9 protein-coding genes are annotated in these 11825 nt (G+C 66.0%); 4 read left to right on the forward strand and 5 right to left on the reverse strand.

What is annotated here, in order from left to right; translation table 11 throughout:
• The coding region (locus tag MTR65_RS12875; RefSeq protein ID WP_243800831.1) for an aldo/keto reductase at nucleotides 1-517 on the forward strand (517 nt) is incomplete at its 5' end.
• A gap of 14 nt (nucleotides 518-531) precedes the next feature.
• Here the strand turns inward: MTR65_RS12875 and MTR65_RS12880 are convergent.
• Nucleotides 532-945 carry a (R)-mandelonitrile lyase gene (locus tag MTR65_RS12880; RefSeq protein WP_226635385.1) on the reverse strand — a complete coding sequence of 138 codons (414 nt, stop codon included), beginning with the start codon at nucleotides 943-945 and terminating at the stop codon, nucleotides 532-534.
• A 304-nt stretch (nucleotides 946-1249) separates the two neighbouring features.
• On the opposite strand from MTR65_RS12880, the gene MTR65_RS12885 reads away from it, so the two are divergent.
• Both MTR65_RS12885 and MTR65_RS12890 read left to right on the forward strand, forming a co-directional pair.
• The gene (locus MTR65_RS12885; protein ID WP_243800832.1) at nucleotides 1250-2578 is read left to right on the forward strand and encodes an MFS transporter; all 1329 of its coding nucleotides are present in this window, start codon (nucleotides 1250-1252) and stop codon (nucleotides 2576-2578) included.
• A gap of 51 nt (nucleotides 2579-2629) precedes the next feature.
• Nucleotides 2630-3625 (forward strand): amidohydrolase family protein, encoded by a 996-nt coding sequence (locus MTR65_RS12890; protein ID WP_243800833.1) that lies wholly within the window; start codon nucleotides 2630-2632, stop codon nucleotides 3623-3625.
• Here the strand turns inward: MTR65_RS12890 and MTR65_RS12895 are convergent.
• From MTR65_RS12895 to MTR65_RS12910, 4 genes are all read right to left on the reverse strand, one after another.
• Nucleotides 3622-5208, reverse strand: a complete 1587-nt coding sequence (locus MTR65_RS12895; RefSeq protein ID WP_243800834.1) for a carboxylesterase/lipase family protein — start codon at nucleotides 5206-5208, stop codon at nucleotides 3622-3624. The two genes, MTR65_RS12890 and MTR65_RS12895, sit on opposite strands and share 4 nt — an antisense overlap.
• Nucleotides 5147-7399, reverse strand: a complete 2253-nt coding sequence (locus MTR65_RS12900) for a beta-glucosidase family protein (RefSeq protein ID WP_243800835.1) — start codon at nucleotides 7397-7399, stop codon at nucleotides 5147-5149. The genes MTR65_RS12895 and MTR65_RS12900 overlap by 62 nt, the downstream gene beginning before the upstream one ends.
• A 96-nt stretch (nucleotides 7400-7495) precedes the next feature.
• Entirely contained in the window at nucleotides 7496-9727 is a 2232-nt protein-coding gene (locus MTR65_RS12905) for a TonB-dependent receptor (protein WP_243800836.1), read from the reverse strand.
• Nucleotides 9728-9962: 235 nt separating this feature from the next.
• On the reverse strand, nucleotides 9963-10727 hold the full coding sequence (locus MTR65_RS12910; protein WP_243800838.1) for an SDR family NAD(P)-dependent oxidoreductase: 765 nt from the start codon (nucleotides 10725-10727) through the stop codon (nucleotides 9963-9965).
• A 165-nt stretch (nucleotides 10728-10892) separates the two neighbouring features.
• On the opposite strand from MTR65_RS12910, the gene MTR65_RS12915 reads away from it, so the two are divergent.
• Nucleotides 10893-11795, forward strand: coding sequence for a LysR family transcriptional regulator (locus tag MTR65_RS12915; RefSeq protein WP_243800840.1), 903 nt, complete (start codon nucleotides 10893-10895; stop codon nucleotides 11793-11795).
• Nucleotides 11796-11825 lie beyond the last annotated feature (30 nt).

Consider the following 11825-nt stretch of genomic DNA (forward strand, 5'->3'; position numbering starts at 1 on the left):
TGTCGGCTCCAGCAATCACGCCGGCTGGCAGATCGCCACGACGCACGCCGCCGCCCAGGCGCGCGGCTCGCTCGGCCTCGTCTGCGAACAGACCTACTATAACCTGATGGAGCGCACCGCCGAACTCGAGGTCCTGCCCGCCTGCAAGTACCATGGCATGGGCTTTGTCGCCTGGAGCCCGATCAACCGCGGCCTTCTGGGCGGCGTGCTCGATGCCCCTTCGCAGGGCCGCCGCGCCCGCGCCGGTGTGGCGCAGAAGGTGGAGGCGGTTCGCCCGCAGCTCGAAGCTTACGAAGCCTTCTGCAAGGAGCTGGGCGCCACACCGGGCGCCGTCGCCCTGGCCTGGCTTCGCGCCAACCCCGTCGTCACCGCCCCCATCACCGGCCCGCGCACGCTTGACCAGCTGGACGACGCGCTTGCCAGCCAGGAGCTGACGCTTTGCGCAGAAGCTCTCGCCCGCCTCGACGAAATCTGGCCCGGCCCGGGCGGCGAGGCGCCGCAGGCCTACGCCTGGTAAATCCGCATCTGGCCTCAGGGCTCGACGGCGGGGCCGCGATACTGCGCGTCGGAGACTTTCTCGAGCCAGTCCACGGCCTTGCCGTCGAGCGCCTCGGTCACCGCGATATGGGTCATCGCGGTCGTTTCGGTGGCGCCGTGCCAGTGCTTTTCGCCCGGCGGCGTCCAGACCACGTCGCCCGGACGGATGACCTGCTTGGCCTGCTCCCAGGCCTGAACCCATCCGCACCCGGCCGTGACGATCAGGATCTGGCCGAGCGGGTGGGTGTGCCAGTCGGTGCGGGCGCAAGGTTCGAAACTGACCGTACCGGTGAGCACCCGGCCGGGCGCCTCGGCGTTGACCAGCGGATCGCGCCGTACGCGTCCGGTGAAGGTGGCATCGGGGCCTGCCGGTGCCGAGGGGTTGGTTCCGGCGCGTATCACTTTCATTCTGGCTTCCTCGTTCCCGTGTGCGGCGATCCGTCCGGCCGCGCGCGTCCTGCGGTGTGGCGCATATCGGTGCGCGAGGCACCTCATCTGCGTTGCAACGCTCTTTCGCACCGCGCGCAACGTCGCAACGCATTAAGGCGGTCGTCACGGGCCATGGTCCGGGTTAAGCATGGGGCCTGTATCCCGTGCCCCGGGCGGCCACTCCTCCTCCTCCTCATCGCGCAGCCCTGGGCACGGGATACGAAAAGAGCCGAAAACGATATTCGGCCATTTACCGCTGCGAGCCTTTGGGAAGAGGATCCGAATGACGACACACGACGCGCTGGCACGCCCTGCCGGCAAGCCCTACCCACCGGCAGGCTATGCCTGGTTTGTCGTTGTCTGCCTGCAGTTTGCCTATGCCATCGCGCTGGTCGACCGGCAGATCCTGGCGCTCCTGGTCGAGCCGATCAAGGCCGACATGCAGCTCAGCGACACGCAGTTCAGCCTCCTGGCTGGCATCGCCTTCGCGCTGTTCTACGGCGTCATGGGGCTGGTGCTGGGCAAGATCGCCGACACCCGCAACCGGCGCAACATGATCATCGTGGGCATGCTGGTCTGGAGTGTGGCGACGATCGGCTGCGGGCTTGCACGTAACTATGCCGAGCTTTTCGCCGCGCGCGTGCTGGTGGGGGCGGGCGAAGCCGCGCTCAGCCCGGCGGCCTATTCGATGATCGCGGACTATTTCTCCAAGGAGACGCGCTCGCGCCCGACCGCCTTCTACACCATGGGGGCGTTCACCGGATCGGGTGTTGCCCTTCTCTTCGGGGCCGCAGCGGTCGCCTATGCCAGCCAGTCCGATACCATGATCCTGCCCTTCACCGGTGAAGTGCGCAACTGGCAGACGGTCTTCATTGCGGTGGGTATTCCCGGCATCGTCATGGCCGCCCTGATGCTTCTCGTGCGCGAGCCCGAACGCCGCGAAGTTGCCAAGGAAGGCGCGCCCGTGGCCGATCTTCGAGCCTTCCTCAGCCGCCGCTGGCGCCTGCTTGCGCTGCTCATCGCCGCCTTTGCGCTCAACGGGGTGGTCTATTTCGGCACCAACACCTGGATGCCCGCGGTCTTCATGCGCAAGTTCGCCTGGCGCGCGCAGGACATCGGCTTTGCCATGGGCCTCCTTCAGCTGATCTTCGGGTCGGCGGGTATCCTGGCGAGCGGGTGGTGGGTCACGCGGGCCTCGGTGCGCGGATCGGGCCGGGTGCTCGCCACCACGCCGATGACTTCGATGTACCTGATGGCCGCACTTGCCCTCGTCATCGGTTTCGTGCCCTCGCCCACGCTCGTGCTGGCCGCGCTGGCGCTGTTCCTGTTCCTCATCGGCACGGTTTCCGCGCAGTCGGTGGTCGCGATCTACCAGGTCACCCCCAACCAGTTCCGCGGGCAGGTGATTGCCGCCTATCTCCTGACAGGGACGCTTCTGGGGCTTGGCTTCGGGGCGACGCTCATCGCGCTCATCACCGACTATGTCTTTGCCGACGACCTGATGGTGGGGGCCTCGTGCGCAATCGTGTTCTGCATCGCCGCGCTGATCGCGGCGGAGTGCCTGCGCCGCGCGGCAGACCGGATTCCCGATGCGGACGAAACCATCACCTGACCCGGGCGCTTACTCGCCATATCCCACCCCGCACCAGCACAAGGCGCCCGCGTGACCGACCTTACCCCTGCCATCCTCGAGCCCGACCTCGCCATCGTCGACGCGCACCATCACCTGTTCCACAACGCGAACGTGACGTACGGGGCGCAGGACTATGCGCGCGATGCCACAAGCGGGCACAAGGTCATCGCGAGCGTCTATGTCGATGCACATAGCTTCTACCGACCCGACGGCCCCGAAGTGCTGCGCCCGCTGGGCGAGGTAGAATATGCGAACGGGATCGGCGCCATGGCGCGCGGCGGTGCCTTTGGCGGGCTGGGGCTATGCGCCGGGATCGTGGGCCATGCCGACCTGCGCCACGGCGCGGCCGTGGGCGAACTGCTCGACCGCGCCATGGCCGCCGCGCCCGAGCGGTTTCGCGGCATCCGCCAGACCACGATGGATTTCCCCGATGAGCGCCCGTACCGCTATTTCATGTCGGGCAAGCCGCCGATGGGCGTTCTGGAACACCCTCGCTTTCGCGAAGGCTTTGCCGAGCTCGCGCGGCGCGGGCTGTCCTTCGACGCCGCCGCGTTCCACCACCGCTTGCCCGAGATCGCGAAGCTGGCCGACGCCTTTCCCGACACGCCGATCATCGTCAACAACATGGGCATCGCCATGGCGCTCGATACCGAGGGCGAGGACAGGCGCGATGTCTTTGCCCTGTGGGCGGCGAACCTCACCGATCTGGCCCAGCGCGGCAATGTCACTTGCAAGGTCGGTGGCCTTGGCATGCCGTTCTGGAACCTGGGGCTCCACGAACGCACCGAAAAGGCCGGTCCCGAAGAGCTCGCCCGGCTCTGGCAGCCGCTCATCGAGACCGCGCTGAACGCCTTTGGCCCGGCGCGCTGCATGGCCTGCAGCAATTATCCGCCCGACAGCCGCTCAGCCAGCTACGTGGACCTGTGGAACGCGCTCAAGCTGGCCACGACGGGGTTTTCAGGGGACGAGCGCAACGCGCTCTTCCATGGCACCGCCAAGGCGATCTACCGCCTCGACCTGCCTTAACCCTGCAATTGCCGCTCGCGAAAGTCGAGGGTCGCAGTCAGCGGGTCCTCGGCGTGGCGGGCACCCGTGCTCTCGATCAACTGGACACACGTGTCACTTTCCCCGGTGACACGCGGCCAGGCGGGAACGTCGCCCACACCATCCGGGCGCCCGGTCTTCGCAAAGTTCACCCAGTAGCGGTGGGTCAGCGCGGCGACAGCCGCATCGTATCCGGTGTCGATCTGCTGGAGGCGCGCCTCGGGCACATCGAAGACGTAAGGGATCTCGGCCGCGTGGGGCACGCCGCCCATGGCAAGGCCCGACGTCACGCCGACATGGGCAAAGCGGTAGAGCCACACGTGCTGCCCCCGCGCGGCGAGCGTGCGGGCAAGGGCGCGCGCAGGCTCGCGGAAGAGATGGTCCGCGCTCATCTGGGTGCCGATTTCCAGCGCGCTCTTGTCCCCTTCCGGATCGTAGAGGCGCCTTGCCTGCGCCTCGGCCTCCCCGAACCGGGCGAACAGCGCGTCCTTGTCCTCTCCGGACGGAAAGCCATCGGCCGAATTGGCCCCAATCAGGACCGGGACATCAGGATAGAGGCCGTTGCGGGCAGCCGCGAGGGGTTCGCCGATCTGGGTTTCACCGTCGAGAACCGGGCCGCAGTAGCTGTCCGAGATCATCTTCGTCATGCCCAGATCACCGACGATGTCCGCCTCCGGCATGGCCCGAAGGTCCTGCGCGCTGGCGCCGGGAGCGAAGGCTTCTCCGGTGGCCGCGGCCTTCGCCTTGCTGGAAGCGGGCAGCATGGTGTCGCGCCCACCGCCCGATTGCACGATGGCGCCTGCAAACAGGCCACGCGCGCGCGGGGACTGCAGCAGCATGTGGACCGAGCCCCCGCCTGCGCTTTCCCCGAACACCGTCACGCGCGCCGGATCGCCGCCGAAGGCCGCGATGTTGTCGCGCACCCATTCCAGCGCGGTGATCTGGTCCAGAAAGCCGAAATTGCCACCAAAGCCCTCGTCCGCCAGCGCGGGATGCACGAAGAAGCCGAAGCGCGCGATGCGGTAGTTGATGCTGACAAGCACGACACCATCGCGCGCAAAGGCGTGGCCCGAATAGGCCGGGTTCGCCGAGCCGCCCGAGACATAGCCGCCGCCATGGATCCAGACCATCACGGGAAGGCCCGCGTCGGCTCCGGCCTCGGCAGGTTTCCAGACGTTGAGTGTCAGGCAGTCCTCCGACATGCCCACGGGCATTTCCGGGAGTATGTTGGGGGGAAAGATATTCTGCGGGCAGACATCGCCCCAGGTGTCGGCGCGCCGGACACCCTCCCAGCTGGGCGCTGGACAGGGCGCGCGCCAGCGACGTTCGCCGACCGGCGGCGCGGCGTAGGGAATACCGAGAAAGGAGGCCACGCCGTTCCCTTCCCGGAGTTCCTGCACCTGTCCTTCAAGACACCCTTGCGCGATTGTAACGGTCTGGTTCTGCACGAAATCAGGTCCTGTTCTGGGGGTTAGAAACCTCTGCTCAGGACACCAACGCGCGTCAATCCTTCCAGCTGCGCGCCTTGAGACGAACCGTGACGGTCGCGCCAAGATCCTCGGCATTCTCGCCCAGGGCAAAGCCGTAGGTTCCGGCCGGGATCGTCCAGCCCGCGCCGTTCCATTCGGCCAGCAGGCGTGGATCGAAGGAGACCTGGACCCGCTTCGTCTCGCCGGGCCGGAGCGTCACGCGCTCGAAACCGACAAGGCGCTGGCGGGGTTTGCCATCCCGGCTCACGAGATAGACCTGGCCCAGTGTCCGCCCCGCCCGCGCGCCCGTGTTGGTGACGGCAAAGCTGGCGCTGGTGCCGTCGGTCTTCAGGTCCCCGGAGCGGAAGGTCGTGTACGAGAGGCCATAGCCGAAGGGGAACAGCGCCTTGTGGCCTTCCTTGGCGTTCCAGCGATAGCCGATCTCGGCGCCTTCGATGTTGTAGTCGGTCTCCAGCTTGAGACTGGGATCGACGGTCGAGCCAAAGGCGATGGGATCGAATTCGATCATGCCCGGCACGTCCTCGCGCGGGAGTTGTGCGGTCGTGCGCGGGAAGGTGATCGGCAGGCGCCCGCTGGGATTGAACTCCCCAAAGAGCGCGCCCGCAATCGCCTCATCGCCTTCCTGGCCGGGATACCAGGCCTCGATAACGGCCGCGACGTCGTCCAGCCAGGGCATGTTGACCGCGCCCCCGGTCTGAAGGACGACCACCGTGCGCGGGTTGGCCTTGGCAATGGCCGCGATCATCGCGTCCTGGCCTTCAGGAAGGCCAAGGTCACTGACGTCGATGCCCTCGGCCATCCACTGGTTGGCAAAGACGATCACCATGTCCATCTGCGCGGCGAGCGCGGCGGCATCCGAAGCATAGCGCCCCGGACGGTAGCGCACGACCGCGCCGGGCTTCCTCTTGCGGATAGCCTCGAGCGGCGCGCCGCGCTGGTACTGCTCGGTGGTCATGGAGGCAAACGCGCCTGAATTCATCAGCGGGCGCATGAAGGCCGGACCGCCCTCCCCGTGAACCTGGCTTGACCCACCGCCCGAGAGCACGCCGAAATCGGCGTTGCCGCCCACCACCAGGATGGACTTGGCATCGCTCGCCAGCGGCAGGATGTCGTCCGCGTTCTTGAGCAGGACGATGCCCGCCTGGGCCGAGCGCAGCGCGACATCGGCGTGGGCCTTCCAGTCGATGGCGCCGCCCGGCTTTACCGGATGGTCGAGCACGCCGGTCGCGGCAAGGCCGGTCAGAACGCGCGCGTTCATGTCGTCGAGACGGTCCATCCGGGCCGGGTCGGCCTTTGCCGCGTTGAGCAGGGTATCATCGAAGAAGACGTCGGGATCGAGGCCTGCGCCCGACTGCTGGTCAAGGCCGTTCCAGGCGGCGTAGAGGCCGGGCACCGCGCCCCAGTCGCTCATCACCCAGCCCTGGTAGTTCCAATCGGTCTTGAGCACCTTGTTGAGGAGGTATTCGCTGGCGCAGCCGCGCTCGGTGTTGACCTTGTTGTAGGCGCACATGACCGAGCCGGGCTGGCCGATCTCGATGCCGATCTGGAAGGCCAGGAGATCGCTCTCGCGCGCGGCCTTGTCGCTGATCTTCACGTCGACGAAGCGGCGCCCGGTCTCCTGCCCGTTCAAGGCAAAGTGCTTGATGGTCGAGACGATGTGGTTGGACTGGACGCCCGCGATGTTGGCTCCGATCACCTGGCCTGTCAGCAGCGGGTCCTCCGCGATATATTCGAAAGTGCGTCCGTTGCGCGGATCGCGGGCCAGGTTGGCGCCGCCCGCCAGCAGCACGTTGAAGCCCTTGGCGCGGGCCTCCTGACCGATCGTGCGCCCCTGTTCATAAGCCAGATCGCGGTCGAAGGAGGCCCCCAGCGCAATCCCGGAGGGCATGGCCGTGGCAAAATCGCCGCGCAGACCCTGCACGTAGCTGATGCCTGCCGGGCCGTCGGTCTCGGTAAGGTTGGGGATGCCCAGACGCGCGATGCCGGGCACGAAACCTGCCGCGGGAATGGCCCCTTCGGGTGGCGGCGGGCTGTTGGGCCGGATCGGGAGCGGCATCACGCCCCAGGTCAGGTGCGTTTTCTCCTGCGGCTCCATCTGCGCGACGATGGCCTCGGCCCGCTGGCGGGCGGCGAGCATGTCCTCGTGCGTCAGTGCGCCCGCTTGGGAGGAGGCGGAAGTCTGGGCGTGAGCGGTTCCGGGCAAGCTGCCGGCTCCGATCAGGACGGTTCCGGCAAGGGCGATACTCAGGACGTCGCGACGGGCCATTTCTTCCTTCGCACAAGTCTCATCCCCCACGGGATGGTAGTAGAGAGAGGCGGGGGCGACCTACCGACCGGCAGGCCGCCCCCAGGGAGGAGCTGCTTAGAACTTCACGCCTGCGCGCAGACCATAAGTGCGCGGATCGGAGAAGACAGCCGTCTGGGGCGCGTTTGCCACAGTGACGATGAGGTTGTTCTCCAGGTTCTCGACATAGGCGCCCAGATAGTACCGGCTGTCCGGGGCCTTGTAGGTCACCGAAAGGTCGGTCTTGGTGTAACCCGGCTGCTCGAAGAAGCGGTAGGTCGAGAAGTCGCTCGACAGGTCGTAGCTCGAACTGAAGCGCGTTGCCGCGTTGAAGTCGATCACGCCGTCGCCCACCGGCAGGCTGTAGTTCGCCGCCACGCGGCCCGAATACTTGGGGCTGCGCGTGAGCGGACGGCCCGAGAGGTCCTGCCCGGGATTGAAGGTCGCATAGCGCGCATCAAGGTAGTTGAAGGCGACGTTGAAGGTCCAGCGATCGGAGGGACGCAGCGTCGCATCGAGCTCGACACCGTCGACCTTCGAGGTGGCCGCGTTGGTCGTGATCTGGCCGTTCTGGCCGGGCCCGAGCAGGTTGAGCACGAGCTCGGTGAGCTGCATGTTCGAATAATCGTAGTGGAACACCGTGCCGTTGAGCGCGAAGGCCGGACCGAAGGCGAACTTGAAGCCCGCTTCGTAGGCGGTCAGCGTTTCGGGCTCGTAGAACAGGAAGTCCTGCGTGAAGGTGCAGCCCGGCAGGGTGCCCTCAAGACAGCCATCGTTGAAGCCGCCCGCCTTGTAGCCGGTCGAGACCGAGGCGTAGATGAGGCCCAGATCGGTGTCGTAGTCGAGCCCGGCGCGCCAGGTCACCTTGCTGAAGCTGCGCTCGGCCTGGTTGTTGGTGAGAATGAAAGGATCACCCACAGGCACGCCAAAGTCGTACGAGCTGTTGATGTAGCTGTAGGTCTGGATGATGCCGCGGCCCACGCGCGACTTCTTGTCGTGCGAGTAGCGGATGCCGCCCGTCGCGCGCAGCCGGGGCATGAGTTCATAGGTAATCTGGCCGAAGACCGACTTGTTCTGGGACGTGGTCGGCCCCTGGAGGAACGAAAGACGGCCCACATTCTCGCCCGTGCCCCGGTTGATGTTCAGGGTGATGTCCGATTCCTCGCGGAAATAGTAGCCACCGACCTGCGCCTGAAGCGGGCCATCGTTGTACGCAAAGCGCAGCTCGTGCGACTGCTGGTTGTAATCGCCCGAGGTGTCGGCCTGCCGCGCGCCATTGGTGAGAACGCCGATGCCGTAGGCGTCGGTCTCGCGGTAGCCCCCGAGGTAGGTCACGCTGGCCGGACCGAAGTTGTAGGTGATCTCGCCGGTGATGCCCCAGTTTTCGGTGCGACCCGAAGGCTGCTGGGAGAAAGGCGTAGGGTTGGTGCGCTGGGCCTTGTTGTTGGCATTGATGTAGCGCGCGTTGGTCAGCGGCGGGGTCGTCCCGATGTCCTCGTAGAAGTTGGAGGCGGGCACGAAGTTGGAGTTGACGATCGTGTTGACGTTGTCGCCCGTAAGGCGGCTGTAGTCACCCACGAGGTAGACGGTGAGGTCGCTGGTCGGCTCGAACAGGGCCGAGAGGCGCACCGCCTTGTTGTTCTTGAAGCGGTTGTAGTCGACGCCATCGTCAGGCGCGCCGTCGATGATGTAGCTGTCGCGCTGGTCGACGTTGCCAGCCAGGCGGAAGGCCAGCGTGTCGCTCGCGGGGACGTTGAGCACGCCGGTCGCGTTGAGCTTGTCGAAGTTGCCGTAGTTGACATCCAGCGAGGCGCCGAACTCGTACTTGGGGCGCGCCGAGATGACGTTGATGACGCCCGCCGTGGCGTTGCGGCCATAGAGCGTGCCCTGAGGACCGCGCAGAACCTCGACGCGTTCGACGTCGAAGAAGCTGGTCTCCTGCTGCTGGGGACGCGCGATGTAGATGCCGTTGAGGTTGAAGGCGGCGGACGGGTCGCCCTTCTCGGTCTGGTCGGTCGAGGTCACGCCGCGGATGGTAATCTGCAGGCCGTTACCGCGGGTAATCGCGATGTTGGGCACCAGTTCGTTGAGCTGGGTGGGGTCGAGGATCTGCTCATCGGCCAGCTGGTCCCCGCCGATCGCGGACATGGCGATAGGGGTGTCGGACAGGAGCGAGGCGGTGCGGTTGGCGGTAACGATGATGTCGCCAGCACCGAGGGGGGCGTCCCCTTCGGCGGATTCCTGAGCAAGGGCCGGCGTGGCCGCAAGCGCAATGACGGACGATGCGCAGACGAACAGGGTCTTCTTCATGGTATGTCCCCTCCCTTGAGGATCGATGTTGTTTGTTCTTTAGCTCCGGATAGGCGATTTCGCGTCCCGGGATCAGTCATCATGTATGCAAAGGTTCTTTCCGCCAGGAGTGGAAGTGACCTGAGGAAAAATCCTGGGTTTCGCGCAGGCAGCGTCCCTTGGGATGGGTCGCCCCATCCTCACCCCGCGCGTGACACGGGCTCTGTCGGTGGCGGAACCTCCGCCTGTAGATACATCAGTGTGAGGGCTGGCCTACCGACGAGCCGCCATCGACCGGAATCACCGCGCCCGTCATGAAGGCCACTTCGTCGGCGAGCGCGAAGGCGATCGCGGCGGCGATTTCCTCGGGCATGCCCTCACGGCCGATGGGATGCGCCGCGCGGATCCGGTCCACGTTTTCCGGGTCCTCGAACATGGGCGCGGTCATCGGGGTATGGATCATCCCCGGGGTGACCACGTTGACGCGGATGCCGTACTTGCCAAGGTCGAGCGCAGCACCCCGCGTCAGGCCGATAACGCCGTGCTTGCTGGCGACATAAGCAAGGCGGTTGGGAACCCCCTGAATGCCCGCCGCCGAGGATACGTTGACGATGGCCCCGCCCTTGCCCGCATCGACAAGGCGCTGGGCGAAGGCCTTGCAGGTGTTGAACCCGCCTTCGAGGTTGATGGCGACATTACGGCGAAAGAGGTCGAGATCGGTTTCCAGGATCGAGCCAACCCCGCGCACTCCGGCGCAATTGGCAAGGCCGTCGGGCACACCGAAGCGCTCCACGCAGGCCTCCATCAGGGCATCGACGGCCTCGGCATCGGAGACATCGAGGGCATGGACGAGAAGTCGCTGCGGATCACCGATGTCCTGCGCAAGCGCACTGGCCGCGTCTTCCTGGAGATCGGCGATGACCACATTGGCGCCTTCTTCGTACAGGCGCCGGACCGTGGCCGCGCCGATACCGCTGGCGCCGCCGGTCACGATGACGGTCTTGGCGGAAAACCTTTTCACAACCCCTCCCGAACTCTTTTCTTTGCTTGTTCGATGAGCCCTAAATCCCCGATCTGGGTCGGCTTGGAAAGGTAAAATACCGCCCTTTCGGCGCGAAAGTGATTGGCAGTGGATGCAAAGACGGCTTTGCCTCACGAGAGGCAAGGGCTATGCCGGGCCGCAGATATGGATGATCTGCTCAAAATTCGCGCTTTCCTCGACGTCGTGGAAGATGGCAGCTTTTCGGCTGCGGCCCGGCGTCAGGCGGTCTCGACGAGTTCGATCGCGCGACGCGTCGCCGCGCTCGAGGACGAACTGGGCGTGCGCCTGATCAACCGCAATACGCGCAGCCTCTCGATCACCCAGGCAGGTGAAGTCTACTATCGCAAGTCCCGCGCGGCTCTGCGCGACCTCGAAGAGGCCCGCAGCGAGGTGCTGTCCTTCCAGGAGGACGTGAAGGGCATCCTGCGGGTATCCTTGCGCATTTCGGCCGGCGCAGTGGTGCTGCCGCGGCTCAAGGACTTCCTCGAGAGCTATCCCGACCTCACCATCGACCTGACCCTGACCGACGAGAGGCCCGACCTCCTCAAGAACAGCATCGATGTCGCGGTCTGGGTCGGGGAGCTCAAGGATTCGGAGCTGATCGCGCGGCGCCTCGATCCCGGCAAGCGGCTCCTGTGCGCCAGCCCCGCCTATCTCGACAAGGCCGGGCGCCCCACCCATCCTGATGATCTGGAACAGCACGAATGCCTCGTCTACCACGCGCCGGACTACGACGGGCGCTGGACTTTCGTGAAGGACGAGGAAACCCATGAAATCAACGGCACCGGCGCGTTCCGGTCCTCTTCGGGCCCTGCCCTGATGGCCGCGGCCGTCGCGGGAATGGGCCTTGTGGTCCTCCAGAAGTACATGGTGCAGGGCGAACTGGCCTCGGGCGCGCTGGAAGTCGTGCTTGAAGACTACGCGGTGGGCCTCAGCGGCACCGACGCGGGTATCTACGCGATCTACCCGCACAGCCGCCACCTGCCCACCAAGACGCGCGCCTTCATCGACTTCCTGCTCACATGCTTCGCCGAGCAGAAGGGCTAACCCCCACTCCTCCACCTTGAACCGCCCGGA

This window comes from Novosphingobium mangrovi, from assembly GCF_022818885.1.
Classification (GTDB): domain Bacteria; phylum Pseudomonadota; class Alphaproteobacteria; order Sphingomonadales; family Sphingomonadaceae; genus Novosphingobium; species Novosphingobium mangrovi.